General features: G+C 37.4%; 17 protein-coding genes. 11 read left to right on the plus strand and 6 right to left on the minus strand.

Annotation, left to right across the window (positions count from 1 at the left end; translation table 11 throughout):
- Positions 1-189 precede the first annotated feature (189 nt).
- Entirely contained in the window at positions 190-1,089 is a 900-nt protein-coding gene (locus A3854_RS02520; protein WP_084041190.1) for a restriction endonuclease, read from the plus strand.
- 211 nt (positions 1,090-1,300) lie between these two features.
- Here A3854_RS02520 and A3854_RS09770 read toward each other — a convergent pair whose 3' ends face one another.
- Complete coding sequence (locus tag A3854_RS09770) at positions 1,301-1,807, minus strand: pirin family protein (RefSeq protein WP_257639865.1); 507 nt, start codon at positions 1,805-1,807, stop codon at positions 1,301-1,303.
- 42 nt (positions 1,808-1,849) lie between these two features.
- Positions 1,850-2,176: a pirin family protein gene (locus tag A3854_RS09775; protein WP_257639866.1), complete on the minus strand. Its 327-nt coding sequence runs from the start codon at positions 2,174-2,176 to the stop codon at positions 1,850-1,852.
- 230 nt (positions 2,177-2,406) lie between these two features.
- On the opposite strand from A3854_RS09775, the gene A3854_RS02530 reads away from it, so the two are divergent.
- From A3854_RS02530 to A3854_RS02560, 7 genes are all read left to right on the plus strand, one after another.
- The gene (locus tag A3854_RS02530; RefSeq protein WP_084041191.1) at positions 2,407-3,138 is read left to right on the plus strand and encodes a phosphatidate cytidylyltransferase; all 732 of its coding nucleotides are present in this window, start codon (positions 2,407-2,409) and stop codon (positions 3,136-3,138) included.
- Positions 3,120-4,229 (plus strand): 1-deoxy-D-xylulose-5-phosphate reductoisomerase, encoded by a 1,110-nt coding sequence (gene dxr / locus A3854_RS02535; RefSeq protein WP_084041192.1) that lies wholly within the window; start codon positions 3,120-3,122, stop codon positions 4,227-4,229. The genes A3854_RS02530 and dxr overlap by 19 nt, the downstream gene beginning before the upstream one ends.
- The gene (locus tag A3854_RS02540; RefSeq protein ID WP_084041193.1) at positions 4,216-5,451 is read left to right on the plus strand and encodes a uracil-xanthine permease family protein; all 1,236 of its coding nucleotides are present in this window, start codon (positions 4,216-4,218) and stop codon (positions 5,449-5,451) included. Before dxr ends, A3854_RS02540 begins: the two co-directional genes overlap by 14 nt.
- Positions 5,451-6,743, plus strand: coding sequence for a M99 family carboxypeptidase catalytic domain-containing protein (locus tag A3854_RS02545; protein ID WP_084041194.1), 1,293 nt, complete (start codon positions 5,451-5,453; stop codon positions 6,741-6,743). The genes A3854_RS02540 and A3854_RS02545 overlap by 1 nt, the downstream gene beginning before the upstream one ends.
- A complete protein-coding gene (tsaD, locus tag A3854_RS02550; protein ID WP_084041195.1) occupies positions 6,740-7,747 on the plus strand; it encodes a tRNA (adenosine(37)-N6)-threonylcarbamoyltransferase complex transferase subunit TsaD in 1,008 nt (335 codons plus the stop codon). Before A3854_RS02545 ends, tsaD begins: the two co-directional genes overlap by 4 nt.
- 95 nt (positions 7,748-7,842) lie before the next feature.
- A complete protein-coding gene (locus tag A3854_RS02555; protein ID WP_084041196.1) occupies positions 7,843-9,930 on the plus strand; it encodes a dynamin family protein in 2,088 nt (695 codons plus the stop codon).
- Positions 9,923-11,755, plus strand: a complete 1,833-nt coding sequence (locus A3854_RS02560; protein WP_084041197.1) for a dynamin family protein — start codon at positions 9,923-9,925, stop codon at positions 11,753-11,755. The genes A3854_RS02555 and A3854_RS02560 overlap by 8 nt, the downstream gene beginning before the upstream one ends.
- A 48-nt stretch (positions 11,756-11,803) precedes the next feature.
- Here the strand turns inward: A3854_RS02560 and A3854_RS02565 are convergent, their stop codons facing one another.
- Positions 11,804-14,257 (minus strand): molybdopterin-dependent oxidoreductase, encoded by a 2,454-nt coding sequence (locus A3854_RS02565; protein WP_084041198.1) that lies wholly within the window; start codon positions 14,255-14,257, stop codon positions 11,804-11,806.
- A 161-nt stretch (positions 14,258-14,418) separates the two neighbouring features.
- Here A3854_RS02565 and A3854_RS02570 point away from each other — a divergent pair, with 161 nt between their 5' ends.
- Genes A3854_RS02570 through A3854_RS02580 form a run of 3 tightly spaced genes read left to right on the plus strand, consistent with a single transcriptional unit; the run spans position 14,419 to position 15,905 of the window.
- Complete coding sequence (locus A3854_RS02570; protein ID WP_084041199.1) at positions 14,419-14,712, plus strand: putative quinol monooxygenase; 294 nt, start codon at positions 14,419-14,421, stop codon at positions 14,710-14,712.
- Positions 14,713-14,744: 32 nt separating this feature from the next.
- On the plus strand, positions 14,745-14,966 hold the full coding sequence (locus A3854_RS02575; RefSeq protein ID WP_021091847.1) for a hypothetical protein: 222 nt from the start codon (positions 14,745-14,747) through the stop codon (positions 14,964-14,966).
- Positions 14,967-15,017: 51 nt separating this feature from the next.
- Positions 15,018-15,905 carry a hypothetical protein gene (locus A3854_RS02580; RefSeq protein ID WP_084041200.1) on the plus strand — a complete coding sequence of 296 codons (888 nt, stop codon included), beginning with the start codon at positions 15,018-15,020 and terminating at the stop codon, positions 15,903-15,905.
- A gap of 168 nt (positions 15,906-16,073) precedes the next feature.
- Here the strand turns inward: A3854_RS02580 and A3854_RS02585 are convergent, their stop codons facing one another.
- The 3 genes from A3854_RS02585 to A3854_RS09550 form a co-directional block, all read right to left on the minus strand.
- Positions 16,074-18,812, minus strand: a complete 2,739-nt coding sequence (locus A3854_RS02585; RefSeq protein WP_084041201.1) for a M16 family metallopeptidase — start codon at positions 18,810-18,812, stop codon at positions 16,074-16,076.
- Positions 18,813-18,886: 74 nt separating this feature from the next.
- Positions 18,887-19,603, minus strand: a complete 717-nt coding sequence (locus A3854_RS02590) for a transporter substrate-binding domain-containing protein (protein WP_084041202.1) — start codon at positions 19,601-19,603, stop codon at positions 18,887-18,889.
- Positions 19,604-19,797: 194 nt separating this feature from the next.
- Positions 19,798-19,938, minus strand: a complete 141-nt coding sequence (locus A3854_RS09550) for a hypothetical protein (RefSeq protein ID WP_180378634.1) — start codon at positions 19,936-19,938, stop codon at positions 19,798-19,800.
- Between the last annotated feature and the right edge of the window lie 26 nt (positions 19,939-19,964).

A 19,964-nucleotide genomic window follows, 5' to 3' on the forward strand; every position in this document is an offset into this window, starting at 1 on the left:
ATAAAGATGATTCCAACACCAGAAACAAAACAAAAAATTAGCGCAAATATCGTAGCAAAGGTATTTACGAATAAGCTAATATTTTCTAAAAGAAAATTTGTTAGGCCAAGACTTCTCATGCTTTGATTATAGCTTTTAAGCCAAAAAATTTATATAATTTCAAAAATTTGCTTCATTTAAGGATATAAAATGTTACCAAGTTATAAAGATATGATGCTGCCTATTTTAGAATTTGTTGCGCAAAAGAAAGAAGCAAATAGAGCTGAAATTTCTAAATTTATAATTGAGTATTTTAAGTTAAAAGACGAAGATATTTTACAAAAAATAAAAAGTGGAACTTTTACATATATAAGCAGGACGGGCTGGGCCTTATCCTATCTGGCTACAACAGCTCAAGTAAAATCAAGACCAGAAAAAGTGCCGCTTCAAAAAGTTGGTAGAAGCCTATTTGCCATAACAAATTTTGGCAAAGAGCTAGTAAGTAGCAAGGACAAAAAGAGCAAATTTCTCACTTGGTACGATGAAATTTACAAACAAGAGATAAGGCAAGAGAAAAAAGAAGCCACGGAAAACACCCCAGATGACAATATAGATGAAGCGCTTTGCAAAATAAAAGAAGAGCTAAAAAGTGAAATTTTATCTAGCATTTTAGAAAAAGAGCCAAGATTTTTTGAATACCTTGTAACAAAGCTACTTGAAAAGATGAATTATGGAGCTGGAAATCTCACAAATAAAGGCCCAGATGGCGGGATAGATGGCATTATAGACGAAGATGAACTTGGGCTTTCTAAAATTTATATCCAAGCAAAAAGATACAAAGACGGCAGTAATATCCGTAGGCCAGAAATTCAGCAGTTTATCGGCGCCATCTCAAATAAAAATACTAAAAAAGGTGTCTTTATCACTACGGCAAAATTTACCAAAGAAGCTGAAATTTTCGCCAAAGATAATCAAAATTTTAGTGTGGTTTTGATAGATGGCGACAAGCTTGCAGAGCTAATGATAAAATACAAAGTCGGCGTTCAAACAAGCCAAATATATGAAATTTGCAAAATCGACACAGACTTTTTTGAGGAAAATAATTTTTAAGGCGTTGATTTGAAATTATCTTTTGCTATTTAAATTTTAAAACAAAACAGTAAAAGCAAGCTTTGTGGCATTATTAAATTTATACAAAAAACGCTTTAATTTTTAAGATTTTACTTTTGTAAAGCTTAGCAAGACTCTATCTTACAAAGCTTTACAAAAAAATAACAAAATTTCTAAAATACGCACATGGTCTTAACCACGTGCGTTTTATTTAGTTTTCCACCGGTATCTGCCCAAATTCTCCTCTGCGATAATCATCAATTGCTTGATTAATCTCCTCTTTTGTATTCATCACAAACGGTCCATATCCTACTACTGGCTCATCCATCGACTCACCTGAGAGAAGTAATATCTTTGCCTCACCACCCATAGCTTTTATGATTACTGCACCGCTAGCGTTTTCAAACCTTACTAGTTGTGTTTCACTTGCTTTTTGTGAGTTATTTATTATCACATTGCCACGCAAGATGACCAAGCTTAGATTGTGGCTTGCTGGTATGTCTAGCGTTATCTTACCATCTTCTTTTATGCTTATATCCCAGACATTTAGTGGCGTAAATGTACTTGTAGCACCCCTTGTGTTCTCATACTCACCAGCTATTATCCTAGCTTCACCGTCTCCTATACTAACCACTGGGATACGCTCTTTTGGTAGGTGCTGATACTTAGGCTGCGTATTTTTATGTGCTTTTGGTAAATTTACCCAAAGCTGCACCATCTCAAAAAGCCCACCTTTTTGACTAAATTCTTTTGAGTGAAATTATTGATGAGTTACTCCTGCACCAGCTGTCATCCACTGCACGTCACCTTGCTTTATGACGCCACCACCACCTGTTGAGTCTCTATGCTCAACCTCACCAGCATAAGCGATAGTTACCGTCTCAAAACCTTTGTGCGGATGCTCGCCAACGCCACGAGGTTGTTCATTATTTGGCTCAAAATACTGCGGTGCTGCATAATCAAGCATCAAAAAAGGATTCGTTCCTTTATCAACTTCATCCACATGTGTAAAAAGCGGATATACTAAAAATCTATCACCCACCCAGTGCGAGCTTTTTGGATTGTAAACCTTGCTAACATTTCTCATGTTTTCTCCTTATTTTTTATTTTCGTGCGGAGATTATAAAAAGGTGCCATTAGCATATAATTTAATTTCAATAAATACTTATTAAGTTTCTTAAATAAATCTTAGACCAATAAACCAAAAAGCAAATTTCACACATCTGCAGAAGTTAATTATTAAAATTTTATCACCTAAACGCCGTCTAAAATTTAAGTGTTATAATTACAGTGAAATAACGATTTTAAGGAGAGGATATGCAATCTCGCATAATCACTGGCGTTTTGATGTTTGTTGCTATTTTAGTAGTTTTTTTTATTGATAATTATATTTTAAATTTTATCTTGCTCGGCGCTGTGCTTTATTTTGCTTTTAATGAGTCGCTCAAGCTTTATAATATCGATCACAAACAGCTAGTTTTTGCTGCACTTGCTTTTTACGTGCTTACATATTTTACAAATCCAATTTTCATAGCAATCCTTGCTATCATGCTGGTTGCTTCGATCCTAGCTCACATAAAAAGTGAAAATTTAAAGCTAGTCGCACCTTTTGTCTATCCGACCACGCCGATCTTTATGATGTGGATGCTTTACTCAGAGTATGGCGTAGGCTATCTTGTATGGCTTATTTTAAGCGTAGTTGCAAGCGATAGTGGTGCATTTTTTGTTGGCAAAATGTTTGGCAAACATCCATTTAGCCCAAGCTCACCAAATAAAACGATCGAAGGTGCAGCAGGCGGTGTGGCGATAGGCACTGTGATTGGCTGCATTGTTGGAAATTTTGTTACTGAAGGATTTTTCCAAATTTTATTCTCAAGCTTTTTAGTCTGCGTGTTTGCGGTTTGGGGAGATCTGTTTGAAAGTTACCTAAAAAGACTTTGCGGCGTCAAAGATAGTGGTTCGCTCTTCCCAGGACACGGTGGCATGCTTGATAGGATAGATGGCTATTTATTTGGCGTAGTCGCCCTACTTTGGTCGCTCTCGTGGTAATACTTGGCTCAACTGGTTCAATCGGCAAAAACGCCCTTAATCTTTGCGAAAAATTTGGCGTAGAGGTTGAGGCGTTAAGCTGCGCTAAAAATGTAGATTTACTAAATGAGCAAATTTTAAAATTTAAGCCAAAATTTGTCTGCGTAGGCGATGAAAAGCTAGCTAAAAATGTAAAAAACATAGAAGCTAAAAACATATTTTTTGGTGAGGCTGGACTGCTGCAAATGCTAGAAATTTCAAGCTCAAAAAAGGTAATAAACGCCCTTGTTGGCTTTGCTGGCCTTGCTCCTAGTTTAAAGACACAAACTCTTGGAAAAAGACTAGCTTTGGCAAACAAAGAGAGCCTTGTTGTTGGCGGCAAATTTCTAAAAACTAGAGAAATTTTACCAATAGACAGCGAGCATTTTGGACTTAAATTTCTACTTGAAAATAAAACTGCACCAAAAAGACTCATCATCACAGCAAGTGGCGGTGCTTTTTACAAAAAGCCGATCAAATTTCTAAAAGACGCCACGCCAAGTGATGCGCTAAAGCATCCAAACTGGGATATGGGCGCAAAGATCACGATTGATAGTGCGACGATGGCAAATAAGCTTTTTGAGGTGATGGAAGCTTACTGGCTTTATGGCATCAAGGAGATCGAGGCTGTGATAGAGCCAACTTCTGCGATACATGCCGTAGTTGAATTTATAGACGGCTCAAGCACGATGCACCTCTCGCGACCTGATATGAAGCTAGCTATCGCTCATGCTATGTTTGAAAATATCAATGAAAATATTGTCTCACACGCAAATTTACTTGATCTAAAAAATATAAAATTTCATAAAATCAGCCTTAAAAAATATCCCATTTTTTCGCTAAAAGATGAGGTCCTAGCAAACCCTGATCTAGGTGTAGTGATAAATGCTGCAAATGAGGTTGGAGTATTTAGCTTTTTAGAGAAAAAATGCTCATTTTTGGATATCTCAAGGCTCGTTTTAAGCTCTGTTAAAAATTTTAGAGATATTAAAATTTCAAATATTGATGAAATTTTTGAAGCTGATAAAGAAGTTAGAAATTACGCAAAAAGGATGTTAAATGCAAAGGTATGAGGGTTATAAATTTGATCCCAAGCAAAGCTTAATCGGCGTTCAGTTTTTATTTGTCGCCTTTGGTGCACTGGTATTAGTGCCAATACTTACGGGACTAGATGCAAATGTAGCTCTCTTTACGGCTGGTCTTGGCACGCTACTTTTTCAGCTAATCACTAGAAAAAATGTTCCGCCTATTTTTTTAGCAAGCTCCTTTGCTTTTATCGCGCCACTTCAGTACGGTATCGAAAAATGGGGCATAGCCGTGACGATGGGGGGCGTTATATTTGCTGGATTTTTCTACGTTGTCTTAAGCCTCGTGGTCCGATTTGGCGGAGAGAAAATTTTGCATAAAATTTTGCCTCCAGTTGTCGTTGGCCCAGTCATCATGACAATAGGCCTAATCCTTGCTCCAAATGCCGTCAAAATGGCAACATCAGCTACTGAAATTTATACCCAAAATGAGGCGATGATCGTCGCTGGCATTTCGTTAGTGGCTACTATTTTAGTGATGATGCTTGGACGTGGCATGTTTAGGCTTATACCTATTTTGCTTGGTATTATCACCGGATACATCGTAGCTTACTGCTTTGGCATGGTTGATTTTACCCCTATCTTTAATGCACCTTGGTTTAGAATGCCAAATTTCACTACACCAAAATTTGAGTTTGAAGCAATCATTTATATGATACCTATCGCCATAGCTCCAGCGATCGAGCACATAGGCGATATGCTTGCTATCTCAAATGTCACAAAAGAGGATTTTCTAAAAAATCCAGGCCTTAAAAATACGCTCCTTGGAGATGGGCTTGCCACTTCGCTTGCTGCTTTTTTTGGTGGCCCGCCAAACACTACATACTCAGAGGTCACAGGCGCAGTTAGCCTTACAAAAGCTTATAATCCAGCGATTATGACCTTTGCGGCGATCACTGCCATTGTGCTAGCCTTCGTTGGTAAGCTAGGAGCGGTGCTCTCAACTATCCCAGCCCCAGTCATCGGCGGTATCATGCTACTACTTTTTGGCATCATCGCAAGCGTTGGCATGGAGACGCTTATAAAAAACAAAGTCGATCTTGCAGACCCTAGAAACATGATAATCGTAGCCCTCATCTTCATCTTTGCCATCGGCGGCATGGTGCTTGATCTTGGAGCGGTTAAATTTTCAGGTATAGGGCTTGGCGCAGTTACTGGTATAGTTTTAAATTTACTTTTACCAAAGACAAAGCATTATGAAGGATATTAATGCGTAAATTTCTACTTTTTTTACTAACCTTTACCACTGCTAGTTTAGCCAATACTTTAGACTATGCGCTCATCAAAAAAGGTGAGCCAAGCGAAAACACGATGTTGTTAATCGGCGGTATTCAAGGCGATGAGCCGGGTGGCTTTTTGGCAGCCTCTATCGTGGCAACTGACTATAACATCACAAAAGGTTCGCTTTGGGTTGTGCCAAATTTAAATTTCCCAAGCATAATCGAGCGAAGTCGTGGCACAAAAGGCGATATGAATAGAAAATTTGCCCATGTCGATAAAAACGATCCAGACTATAACTCAGTGATGAAGATAAAAGACGTCATCACTGATAAAAACGTTACGCTCATCTTAAATTTGCACGATGGAAGCGGCTATTACAGAGATAAATTTATAAACAAAGACGAAAATCCAGATAAATGGGGCAACACTTGCATAATAGATCAAAGCACGCTTCCTGGTTCAAAATATCCAGAGCTTGAAAACATTGCTTCAAGCGTAAAAGACGTGTTAAATAAGCACCTAATAGATCCAAAGCACCAGTATCACATCAAAAATACGCACACTGCAATGGGCGATAAAGAGATGCTAAAAAGCCTAACTTACTATGCTATCACGCAAAATAAATCAGCCTTTGCAAACGAAGCTAGTAAAAATTTAAACGCTGAGCAAAGGACTTATTACCATCTAATCGCCATTGAAGAATATATGAAAAAGGCTGGCATTAGCTTTACTAGGCCGTTTAATCTTGATGTTAAAAGCGTAAAAAAGGCGATCGAAAAAGAGATCAGACTCGAGCTTGAAAATTCATACGCGATAAGTCTTAAAAATCTAAAGCCTTTAATAAATTTTGTCCCACTTAAAAAAGGTGAGCTAAACTATAGCTCACCAAATCCGCTAATAGCCGTTATAAAAGAAAATGGTAGCTTCAAAGTGCAATACGGCAACCGCTTTGTTACTAGGCTAAAGCCACAATATTTTGAGTTTGCAAAGCCGCTTGATGAAATTTCGCTAATAAGTGACGGCAGCGAGTTTAAATTAAAAAGTGGTGATAAATTTAGCGTGAAAAAGAGCTTTAAAATAAAATCACTCAAAAACGTGCGCGTAAACATCATAGGATACGGTACAAAAAGTATAGATGAGAGCGAGCAAGAAGTGACTAAAAATAGCCTAAATAAAAGCTACAGCATCGATAAAGATGGCAAAATTTATAGAGTCGAGTTTTATAAAAACGAAGATGACAAAGAGAAATTTGCTGGCATGATCTTAGCGGAGTTTAGATGATACTTGGCATAGAAAGTAGCTGCGATGATAGCTCGGTTGCACTCATAGACGAACGCACTTTAGAGAAGATTTATTATAAGAAAATTTCTCAAGAAGAGGAGCACGCTATCTTTGGTGGCGTTGTTCCTGAGCTTGCAGCTAGGCTTCATACGAAGGCACTGCCAGCACTTTTAGAGGATATCTTGCCAAATTTTAAAGACATAAAAGTGATCGCTGTGACAAATGAGCCAGGTCTTAGTGTGAGCCTAATAGGTGGCGTCAGCATGGCAAAAGCATTAAGCGTGGCTCTTAATATTCCGCTAATTGCCGTAAATCATTTAGTTGGCCACATTTACTCACTATTTTTAGATCGAGAAGCCACCTTTCCACTTGGCGTCCTGCTAGTAAGTGGCGGGCATACGATGATCTTAGAAGTAAGCGAAAATGGTGAAATTACTGAGCTTGCAAGCACTAGCGATGATAGCTTTGGTGAGAGCTTTGATAAGGTTGCTAAAATGCTTGATCTTGGCTATCCAGGCGGTGCTGTTGTGCAGCAAAATGCCCTACTTTGCAAAGACAAAGAGAGGTTTCATTTTACCATTCCACTTCTTCACGATAAACGCCTTGAATATAGTTTTTCAGGGCTTAAAAACCAAGTCAGAGTTGAAATTTCAAAGCTAGAAAGTATCACACAAAAGGATATCGCTGACATCTGCTACGCATTTGAAAATACTGCCTGTGAGCACATTTTAAACAAGCTTGAAAAGGTCTTTTGTTTAAGAAATTTTAAGCGTTTTGGCGTAGTTGGCGGCGCAAGCGCAAATCTAAATTTACGAAAAAGGCTTGAAACGCTTTGTCAAAAAAACGAGTGCGAGCTTTTGCTAGCTCCGCTTGAGTTTTGCTCTGATAACGCCTTAATGATAGCAAGAGCTGGGCGTGAGAAGTACCTAAAAGGCGAGTTTGTAAGCCATAGCGAGCTAAATATAAACCCAAGAGTTAGCTTTAAAAAGCTTGAGTTAAATTAAACTTTTTAAAAAACATAAATTTTGCGCCTAAATCTTGATAGCTTCGTAAGTAAAAACGTAATAAAATCTAAAAAATTTCAAAAAAAGAATCTTTAATGGATGAGTTTTTAAATCACGCTTGGCATTTAAATAAAATTTACGCCAACACTGATACGAGCGTACCTTTTTACCCAGATCTACTGGCGCTTCTTTTATCTTGTGATGAGAAAAATTTAGATGAGTTTATGGCTCTTGCTGAGTTTAGAACTATCTTAAAAAAGCTAGGTGTTGGACTTGATATCTTTAGCATACAAAGTGCCCAGCTAGCCACGCTAAAAGCACTAAATGAAGTAAAAATTTCAAGCGATGAACTCGTAACCCGCTTACAAAAGCTATGTGATGAAAAGATAATTAGCCATGAAAAATTTGATTTTTTAATAAAATTTATAAGCAAAAACTCAAATCAAAATAAAGCTGAAATTTCTAATGTAAAGCCAAAAGATCACTTTCACAAGAGCCTGGATTTTCTAAACGAGATAAATGAAAAAGCAAGCATGCTTGATGAAGATAAAGAATTTTTACTAGCTTTAAAAAACGCCAAGAAAAGATCAAATGAAACGCTTTTTAACATCACAGTAAGCGGCGTCATAAACTCTGGCAAATCAACCCTTTTAAATGCACTTTTAAACAAATCCGTCCTTGGCACTTCAAATGTGCCTGAGACCATAAATTTAACCATCTTAAAGCACGCATCAAATAGCCATGCAAAGGTAAATTTTTATAGTCCAGATGAGTTAGAAAAGCTTGGACTTTCAAGCAAAAATTTACCAGCTAGTAGCGTAGAGATCAGCCTAGATGAGATCAAAAACTATACATCTTCAAGCTCAAAAACGGCAAATCTCGTAAAAAGCGTTGAGCTTTATGATGACTTGGAGCTTTTAAGAGATAATGTCTGCATTATAGACACTCCTGGCATAGACGATGCGATCGTTTTAAGAGAGCAAATAACTACAAATTTTATGAAAGAGTGCGACCTTTTAGCTCATCTCATGAATGCCTCACAAAGTGCAACGCAAAAAGACGCACTATTTTTGAAAAAATGCCTTGAAAACTCGCACATCGTAAGAGTTGCTATCGTGCTAACTCACGCTGACGAGTTAAATCCAAAGGATATTAATGAAACGCTTAACTACGTAAAAAAGGCGATCGGCGAGCAGATAAATGATATCAAGATAGATTATTTTGCCCTTAGCGCGAAAGCTTATCTTGATGGCGCTTTAAATAGTGGCGTGCCGGAGTTTAAAGAGTATCTTTACGATGTGCTTTTTGGCAAAGACTCTAAAAAATCAGCTCTCATTTTAAGCTCATATCAAAAAGAATTGCAAAATATTTTAAAAACAAAACTAGAAGCCACAAAGGCTGAAATTTTAGAGCTTAAGGCATTTGGTTTAGAGCTAGAAGCTTTGCAAAACGAGCAAGCAAATATCAAAAATTCTCTTAATGAAAATTTCACAAAACTTGAAAGGCTTTTAGAAACCGAGCTAAAAAAACTCGATGATAAAAATACAAAAGATATCTATAAAATGGGGCTTGAAGCACTACTACAAAATCTAAATGAAAAGCTTAAGAGCGAGATCACTTACTGCAAAAATAAAAGAGAAAATTTAAATCTAAAACGTCTTACACAAATAGCAAAAACTACACTTCATGACGGAGTTGCGGTACTCATGAGAGAGGCTAGAAATGAAACTTTGGTGCAGATAAAGTCATGCGAGCAAAATATCGCTTTAAGTTTTGATGACTTTAATGTGAGTGAAAATAAAATTTTTAGTATAAATGACTTTTTAAAGCAAATGGGCGTGGATCTTGATTTTAGTGAGCTTTTAGATGAGCTTGAAGCCAAAATTTTAAGCAAAAATGAGCCAGATGAGGCGCTTTTAAGTTTAAGACAAAATTTACTTAACAATAAAAGCATATCGCAGTTTTGTGAGATGCTAGCAGAACACGAAAAAAAGCTGCTAAAAGAGCGAGTAAAGGCTTATGAGATGAGCCAAAAAGAGACTCTAAACCAAAGGCTTTTAGTGCTCAATGAAAAACTTAATGAGCTAAATTTACAAAATCAAAGCTCAATTTCAAAGCTTAAACAAAAGACCTCCTTGCAAGATGAAATTTGCTCACTTTTAGAGGATATTAAAAATGTTTAATGATTTTATAAATGCCTACAAAGCGAGATATTTTAAGGTCTTTACAAATGATTTTAAGGGCGAGCTAGCTAGGCTCGTAAATGATCTAAACGATCCTAGCTTGCATATAAGCGAGCAGATAAAAGAGAGCTTAAATTTACTAATAGACACTCTAAATGAACCGCCGCTAATAGCTGTTATCGGCCAATTTTCAAGTGGAAAATCAACGTTTTTAAACGCACTTCTTGGTCAAGATATCTTGCCATCAGGACTAACTCCGGTCACCGCAAAGGCTGTGAGACTAAAATTTGCAAAGATACCACTTCTAAGCGTGAAATTTATAAATGGTAGCGAGAGCTTGCTAGCAAGTAGCGATCTAGCCGAGCTAAATAAGCTAGGCGATCAAGTTTCTGGTATGACGCTTTATGCGCCAAGTGAAATTTTAAAAGAGATAAATTTCATCGACACTCCTGGCCTAAACTCGCTAAGAGATGCTGACACAAAAGAGACAAAAAATACACTAAAAAAGGTTAGTGGTGCGATATGGCTAAGCCTTGCAAACAACGCCGCAAAGGCAAGTGAGCTTGAAAGTATCAAAGAAATTTTAAAAGCCAATGATCTAAAAGCGATCTGCCTAATCAACCAAAAAGACAAGCTAAGCGAGGAGGAGCTTGAAAGTTTGCTAAAGCACGCTAGGCAAACTTATGGCGAGCTTTTTGAGGATATCATCGCTATCTCATCAAAGCAAGCACTCCTTGGCATCACAAATAATGACAAAAGCCTACTTGAAGCTTCAAATTTTAACGAAGCTCTAAAGGCTATTAAAGAGTGCTTTTTAGACAAAAGCTTTAAAGAAAATTTCATAAAAGCAAGGGCAAAAAAGATCGTAAAACTCCTAACTAACGAGCAAGAAAAACATCTAGAAATTTATGATAATGCGCGGTTGATTTTAGATGAATTTAGTGGCTCATTAGATGAGAGGCTAGATGCGATAAAAGAGGAGTTTAAACCAAAGATCGCTTTAAGTTATAGTCAAATGAGTGAAGTCATAAAACTTGCCGCCGATGAGGTATTTAAGCTACTTAAACCATTTTCAAAGACAAAATTTAACGCTTCAAAGACGCTTTTAAACAAAGAAATTTATAAGCGTGAAAATTTTGAGGTAATAAGTCTTGATAGCGACGAAGTCTTTTCAAAACTTATCTACGAAGATGTAGTTTTTAATAAATTTTTTAAACGCTACAAAAAAGATCTAAAAGAGCTAGAAAATGCAATAACCTCAGCGTTTAATGAGCTTTATAAAAATTTAGAGGATAAATTTTTAATATACAAATCTCGCTATGAAAATTACGCTAGCTTTGATGATCAAGTCTTGGCTTACGAAACAAAATCCATAAATACCTATGCCGGACGGACATATGAAAATTTTTTAAGAGAGTATGAAACGGCCAAATTTAAGGCTATACAAAAGGTCTCTTTGTTCTTTGAAAAGCTTGATATAAAGCTAGCCTCAAACTATGAAAACGCACTCAAACTCGCGGTTTATTTCATAAAACAAAAGATAGAAAAGACTCTAGAATCGCACCTGCAAATGAATACTCCACTTTATATCCCAAGTGCAAAAGACGTCTATGAGCGCATGCTTGATGCGTTTAGCCTTTATGAGTTTGAAGCTTTAATGTGCTCAAACAGCTCGTTTTTAAATAAAATTTTGCTTGATATAAAAAGCGATTTTAATGAAATTTATACTTTAAAAATAGCAATGCTTGATGGCTTAAAAGAAAGAGTTAAAGAGCAAATTTCAAAGATCGAAGAGCTTTGTGAAAATTCATTATTACTAAGATAAATAAAATTTTTAAAACTTAGAGCTATCCATTTAAGGATAGCTTCTATTTTATGCGTGCATTATGCCGATCTTTGGTGCGTCAAATGCAGTTACGCGCTTTAGCACGCCTTTAAATTTCTCGACATTCACAAGGCTTGTGTGAGCGGTGTTGCTCTGGCTCATCTTGCTTGATGGCACGTCTTTTGTGAGCACATTTAAATTTCCGTGCAAGCAAAGGCTCTTTTCACCCGGTTTTTCAGGGTCATACCAAGCACCTTCGCTTACTATTACGACATTTTGTGGCACGTCCTCAGTGACAAATGCACCGCACAAAATTTCGCCCCTATCATTAAACACACGCACCACGTCGCCCATTTTTATCCCTCTAGCCTCGGCTGTTTTTGGATTTATGAGCACTGGCTCGCGCTCTGCGATCTCGTTAAAGTTGCGAAGCACGGAGTTATTTAGCTGTGAGTGAAGCCTAAATTTAGAGTGCGCGCCGCTAATTGCGATAGGATATTTTTTATTTTTTGCGCCAAGCCACTCAAATGGCTCAAGCCAAGCTGCATGCGGTGGGCAGTCATCATAGCCAAAGCCAGCGACAGTCTCAGAGTAAAATTCTATCTTGCCAGATGGCGTTTTTAGCGGATTTGCCACTGGGTCGTCGCGGAATTTCTTGTAGTTTGTAAAGTAACGTTTTTTCTCATCGATCTTGTCAAATCTAAAATATCCCTTCTCCCAAAATTCCTCAAAGCTAGGCATGCTCTCATACCCAAGCTCGGTAGCCTTTTTAACGGCATCTTCATATATTGTCTTGACCCACTCTAGCTCGCTTTTACCCTCGCTAAATGCCTCTTCCCTGCCCCACTCTTTTGCAATCAGTCTTGCGATCTCGAAGTCGCTCTTACTCTCGCCGAATGGCTTAACTAGTGGCTTCATAGCAAATAAATACTCGCTTGTAGAGTTTGCCATCTCGATATCTGTTCGTTCGTACTCAAGCGCAGCTGGCAAGACGATGTCGCTAAATTTAGCTGTACTTGTCCAAAACGGCTCGCAAGTGATGATAGCTTTAACGTTTCGCATAGCTTTTATCGCTCTATTTGCGTCAGGATGCCTTGTGAAAGTCGAGCCATTTGCGTTAAACATCACTCTGATTTTTGGCAGTTTGTAGCTCTTGCCATTTCTTGTTATCTCCTTGCCTGGCTTAAGAAGTGCGTCTATGAGCCTTGAGTTTGGCATTTCGTAGCCCTTTGTCTTTGGCACTAAGCCACTATCAATAAATTTTTGTGGCACCTTCGTCTCAAAAGCCGCTAGTTTAGGCGCTATATAGCTCTCATCAGCGTTTTTGTGCATGCCGTCATTTGTGACAAAGCCACAACCCTCTTTACCGATGTGTCCAAGCATCGCATTTAGCGTCACAAGCGCCCAGTATGCCATCTCGCCGTGATCTTGTCTTTGTATGGCGTAGCCACTAATTATCACTGAGTCATTTTTAGCTAGATCTTCGCTAAATTTAGCAAGATCCTGCTCGCTAACGCCACAAATTTTGCTTGCCCAAGCTAGGTTTTTATTGACCCCGTCTTTTGTGCCAAGCATATAGTCTTTAAATTTATCAAAGCCAACTGTGTATTTTTCTATAAATTCTTTGCTGTAAAGCCCTTTTTCATAAAGGTAGTTACACATACCTATCATCATAGCTGTATCGGTGCAAGGCACGACTTCAAGGTATTTTGAGTCAAAGTACTTTGCGCTATCGTTGTGATAAACATCGACGCTATAAATTTTCATCTCGCCACTCGCGCCTTTTTTTCTGATCTCATCATAGTATTTATATGAGTTGTGAAGCGGCACGCCAATGGCGATCTTATTTGAAACTACTGGGTTTGTGCCCCAAAATACGATCGTTTTGGCGTTTTTTAAGATCGCCTCCCACTTTGTTGGCGCTAGCGCAGGATCGACAAAGCCAGTGACGTGAGGCATGATGACAGTCGCTGCGCCGTATGAGTAGCCACCTAGCTCATTTACGTAGCCACCAAGCACGTTAAGTAGCCTTTTTGCGGTCTTTTGGCTGTGGCCAACTTTGCCAAGGCTACCCCACTGATAAACCTGTCCGTAGATCGCTTCAGCACCGTATTTATCAAAATTTTCTTTTAAAATTTTTGCACTTAGCTTTATAGCCTCGTCCCAGCTCACACGCACAAATTCTTCTTTACCGCGAAGCTCTGGTTTTGGGTTGTTTGGATTAGCTAAAAAGCTCTTTCTAACAAATGGATATTTTACCCTGCTCTCGTTTTGGATGTAGTCAATGACTGCGTTATTTAGCTCGTTTGGATAAGCATCGCCCTCAAATGGCACGGTCTCAACCACACGCCCCGCGATAGTTTTTACATAAAATGGGCCAAATTTATTTGCGCTTAGTCCGCTTTTCTTGTCAAATAACGCTTGCTCTGCGCTTCCAAGCTCGTTTGCTTGAAGACTAGCCGCGCCTAATGCGCTTAATCTTAAAAAGTCTCGTCTTTTCATTTTCTCTCCGATTTTGGTTAAATTTATTGTTTTTGGTTGGTTTTAGAAATTATAAATTTAGAGTTTTGTATCATTTCATCGTTTAAAGGCCTTGTAATGTAATACGCAAACTTGCGTCTAAATTGCGCTATTTTAGCCAAAAATTTTTAAAGGATGGGCAGATGATTGGATTTTATGTAAATGTAAAGTTAAAAGCTGGATGTGAGGAGAAATTTGAAGAAATTTTAAAAGAGATCGTGCCAGCTTCAAGAAAAGACAAAGGTTGCATAAGTTACGAGTGCGGCATGGTTGTGGGCGGTAAAAACGAATACTGTTTTATGGAGATTTGGGAAGATCTTGCAAGCCAAAAAGAGCATATGAAAAGCGCTCATATGGTGAAAAACGCAGCTGCGCTGGAGGCTTGCAAAGAGAGCCAAGAGGTAAAAATAGTAAATTTTGTAAGCGTAAAGGAATAATATTTGCTTTAAAAAGGGCAAAATCCACAAAAATGAGCGAAGAAAAAATGCTTGAGATGATAAATGCGACTGCTGATATTATATTTATGGCCGTACTTAGGGGACGAGTGAGCTTTGAGGCTTGCAAAAAAGATAGGGAATTTATCGACTCTTTAAGAGAAGAGCTACTTGGCAAAAATCCAAATAAATTTAAAATCGCCCAAAACTCATACCAAATGATCGCCATTTTTGAAAAATACCGCAATAAAAAATAATCCACTTAAAATTTAAATCTGTTTGCCGATATTGTGTTAAAGGATTTTGACATGATAAACGCACTAAATGGATTTAATCAAAGCTTTAACTACCAAGACGCTTTTAGTAAGCGCCAAGCCACAAACGCAAATTTAAATAAGGCAGAAATTCCCACCAAAACTGCGGACATCAAGCATCTACCGCTCTCTGGCTACTCATCAAATGATAAAATTTCTATCTGGGGCAAGATAAATGGCCTTGATAGCGGGGTGAGCAAAGATGAAATCTCTAGCCTTAAAAATTTCATTGATAGCACGAAGCTTTGGCGACTAAACTCCATCATCACTAGTGAGAAAAACGGCTTTAGCGTAGATGAGTTCATCAAAAACCACAAAATGAGCATAAACAATAAAATAATCAATAATGCTTTTGGTGCTCTTTATCTAAGCCGTGAGGCTACAAATTTGCTAGACTCTGATCTAAGCATCGATGAGTTTAAAGATAAATGGCTGGAATTTACCGCCGAAAGGATACTTGGCGAGCATGCAAATGTGAAAATTTCTTTTAAAGACGGGGCTTTGCATTACGAGCAAAACTCTGATAAAAAACGTATAGAATTCTTAGGTCAGCCCATGTTGCACCGTGTAAGCTACGCTGATAAAAACAGCAAAGATGGGTTTTTAAAATTTCTAAAAACAAGCTATGAAAAGGGCGAAAATATCGCTGATGTGCTGCAAAATATCGCTCTTACGCCAGTTAGAGAAGATGGCGATGAAGAGATAGAAGAAGAGAAATTTAAGCCTATGCAAGTTACCAAAAAGAGCGTGACTTACACGGATAAAGATATAAAACGTGAGTTTTTTGAGGAATTTATCAGGCGCGAGGTCGAAAATGGCGCAAGCTTTGATGAACTAGTACAAAAGCTAAACAAGCTAAAGCCAAAGGATATTCTCGCATAGCTTTGGCTTTAGGCTGAAATTTTAGGGGCTGCTTAGCTCTTTAAATTTCTACTTAGATTTGAATTTAAAGAGCCAATTTAGCCAACTAATTTAAAAAGCTAGCTTATCTTAATAAATTTTTACTCGCGTTTAAATTTTAAGAGCTAGCCAGCTTGACTCTTAAAATTTCTACTTTGGATTATTTATACTTATCACCATATTTTTATCATCAAGATATAGTTTAGCAGCCTCTTTGATGTCGTCATTTGTGATAGCTTTTACCGCACTTATGTACTCATCAGCCGTATAAAGTGGCGTGTTAAAAATTTTATTTGAGATGATGAGCTTTTGCCAGAACTCAGGCTTTTCGTAATCTTTTTTTATAGAAATTTCACTCTGCGCTTTAAAATCCTCCAAATGCTTTGGCAAGATCGCACCACTACGCTTTATGCTAGCTATTATCTGCTTTATCTCAGCGATAATCTTGTCCGTGTTTGCGGGATCGCAAGTAAAGCTAATTAGCATATCTGAATGCTCAAAAGGATAGCGTGAAAGCTTGGCATTTAGGCTAAAGCCGTATGTTTGGCCCTTATCTTCTCTGATCTTTTCTCGGAGCGCCGTTTTTAAAATTTCACTTAATGCCCTTAGCCTAATCGCTTTTTCAAAGCTATATTTAGCATCAGAATTTATGATGTTTATACCAACATCGCTTCTTTTTGAGGTCTGATACTCTCTTTTAAATGTATGCTGACCCTTGATACTTCGCACGCCATCGTCTTTAAAATTTTCAGCTTCGCCAAGCTTTGGCAAGGTGGCGATATACTTTTTAACAAGTGGCAAAAGCCTCTCTTCGTCGGTGTCGCCGATGATTACAAAAGTATATGAGGCTGCATTTGTAAATTTATCTTTGATGATCTCTTTTAGCTCATTTAGTTTTAGCGCATCGATATCAGCCATCTCAAGCGGCGCGACACGTTTATTGTTTTCATAAAAAAACTTGCTAAATTCGGTGCTAAATTTATATTCAGGCAAATTTTGCTCTTTGCTTAGCTCATCCTTTGCTCTTTGCTTTATCCTCTCAAGCACGTTTGCATCGGCTCTTGGAGCGTTAAATTCTAAATTTATAACAGCTAGCAGCGAGCTAAGGTCGCTTGTGCTTGATGAGCCATAAATGCCTTGTGTGAGTGCTTCTATACCCTTTTCATAGCTTACGATCTTTCCATTTAGTGCCTTTGAGAGCTCATAGTTGTTAAATTTACCAACACCGCTTTCATTTGTGAGTGCCACTGCGAAGCCGCCAAGCTTTGGATCAGCCAAATTTGATGTGCCTCCTTTGCTGACGGCTGCAAACAAAACGCTATCTTTTTTAGTAGCTAGTGGCTTAAAGATAACTTGCGAGCCATTTGAGATTTTGTAGGTATAAATTCCATTTTTTTCATCAAAGCTTCTTGAGCTTATCTCTTTTGGCTCTAAATTTTCATTGCCTAGGCTCTTATCGTTGTTACTACCAGATAGGTTTGTGTTATAAGCAGGCGCTTTGGCAAAAAGCTTTAAAAACTCATCTTTGCTAAGCTTAAAACCATCTTTGCTAAAAATTCTTACACGCTCATCAGAAATAGCCAAAATTTGCCTAAATCTATCATTCACGTCAGCTAATGTAATCTCGTTTAATAGCTTTAAACTAAGCTCTTTTTCATCTTCATCGCTTAACACAAAGCCACCATTTTCTATCATATTTAAAATTTGTCCTGCGTAAGCACTTGATTTTTTAGTCTTTGAGCGTTTAAATTTTGCATCCACATTTGCCACAAATGCCTTTTTCACATCTTCAAAATCATCTTTATTAAAGCCAAGCTCTTTAATGCCTTTTATAACACCAAGCATATCTTTAAGGCTTGCGTTAAAATCACCTCCAAGTACGTTTGTTTCAAAACTATAAATTTTCTGCTTTGCTTGAAGTGTTTGAGCTATAAAATCAGTACTTAAATTTGATGAATTATTTACATTTTTTTGCTCATAAAGCATATTTATCAGGCTTGCGATAAGTGCATCTTCTAGATTTCTCTTTGCGTCAGTTTCATTTACAACCGGGCTAAATTTATCAAAATAGCTAAGCCTAACTAGCTCCATTCCAGTTTCATTCGAGTCATAGTTAAAAATATTTAAACCACTTTTAAAGCTGATATTTTTTTCTGGATGAATGTAAGAATTTGTATTTTTTGCCTGGCTAAAGCTTTTTTCGATTAAGCTTTTTATCTCATTTTTATCAAAGTCGCCAACGGCTACAAAGCTCATAAATCTTGGCTGATAAAGCCTCTCGTAAAATTCTTGCATGTGCTTAGCATCTACGCTTTTGATGACGTTCATGTCGCCTATTGGCACTCTTTTTAGATAGATGCTACCCTCAAAAATATCCTTTGTTTGAGCCAAATAAAGCCTATATCCTGGCGTATTTCTCTGACGCTCCTCTTCCATTATGACTCCACGCTCCTTATTAAGCTCCTTAGGATCGATTTTAACGCCATCTATCCAATTCGAAAAGACCTTAAATGTATCTTGTAAATTTTTCTCATTTACATTAATCGTTAAGACATAGCTCGTCTGATCGTAGCTCGTCTGCGCGTTTAGATCGGCTCCAAATTTCACACCAAGGCTCTCAAGCTGTTTAATGAGCTCATTTTTGCTAAAGTCGCGGCTGCCATTAAATGCCATGTGCTCCAAAAAGTGAGCAAGACCTTGCTCTCCATCTTTTTCATCAGTTGAACCAGAATTTATAATAAGATAAAAAATAGCTGTTTTTTGTGGAAATTTATTCTCTTTGATATAGTATTTTAGCCCGTTTTTTAGCTCTCCATTTAACATATCTTTATCGTTTTGAAGTGCAAAAAGACCCATTACTAGACAAAAAAGCAACAAAATTTTTCTCATTATTTTCCTTTTAAATTTTAATCGATAGACAAAGCAGAATTTAGCATAAGCCTGCAAATTTGCAGGCTAGAAGATTATTTTAGATCGTATTTTTTAAGTAAAGCTTCGTAGCTTCCGTCTTTTTTCATTTCATCTAAAATTTGATTTATTTTTTCTATTAACGCGCTCTCTTTTCCTTTATCAAAAGCTATTGAAAAGCCCTCACTACCATCAACTTCTTTGAAAAATGCCTCAAGTTCTGGATTTTTCTTGATAAAGCCATATCCGATAGAGCTATCAAGGATGACTGCGTCAAATTTGCCAACTTTTAATCCCATGATGAGTGGCACAGTATCTTCTGAAGGCACTACTTTTACGCCATTTATAGCATTTGCTGCTAGCTCTTGGACAGTGCCTTGTTGCACGCCAACTCTTTTGCCAGCTAGCTCTTCTTTAGCTTTTAGTGCGTCATTACCTTTTTTCTTTAGGTAAAGATTTTCAGTTAGATAGTATGGCTTTGTAAAATCAATCGATTTTAATCTATCTGAAGTCGCACTCATCGCACTTATAATGCCATTTATTTTGCCGGCTTTAAGCGCTGGGATAAGGCCGTCAAAACTCATATTTATGATCTTATATGAAAAGCCTGCACGCTTTGAAATTTCATCAATTAGCTCGATATCAAAGCCTGTTATTTTGTTATTTTCATCGATATATTCAAATGGAGGATAGTTCGCCGCTGTGCCAAATTTTAGCTCATTTGCACAAAGAGCAACAAAAGCTGTGAGTAAAAGAGCAAAGATCTTTTTCATAATAGTGTCCTTTAAGGTGATTTAGTGGCTTAATTATCAGTATTTCTCTATTAAAAATTGTTTAAATTTACGATAAAAGAAAAATGCTATAAATAATCGTATAGCAAAGTAGCATATAAATTTTTATAGATAAGTTCTATCCCTTAATTATTTTAAGGGATAGAATAGTAAGAGCTCTAAGAGTAAGTCAAAGATTAAAATTTATTTTTTCTAACTTCGTTTACTATCGCCTTAGCCATGTCGTCAACATCAGATGTTACTTCATTTGCTTTATTGACAATTACTACATTCTCTTTTGTAAGTGTGTCTATTTGAGCAACTGATTGATTTATCATATTGATTCCTTCACTTTGCTCTTTTA

The sequence above is a fragment of the Campylobacter concisus genome (assembly GCF_002092845.1).
GTDB classification, from domain to species: Bacteria; Campylobacterota; Campylobacteria; order Campylobacterales; family Campylobacteraceae; genus Campylobacter_A; species Campylobacter_A concisus_AQ.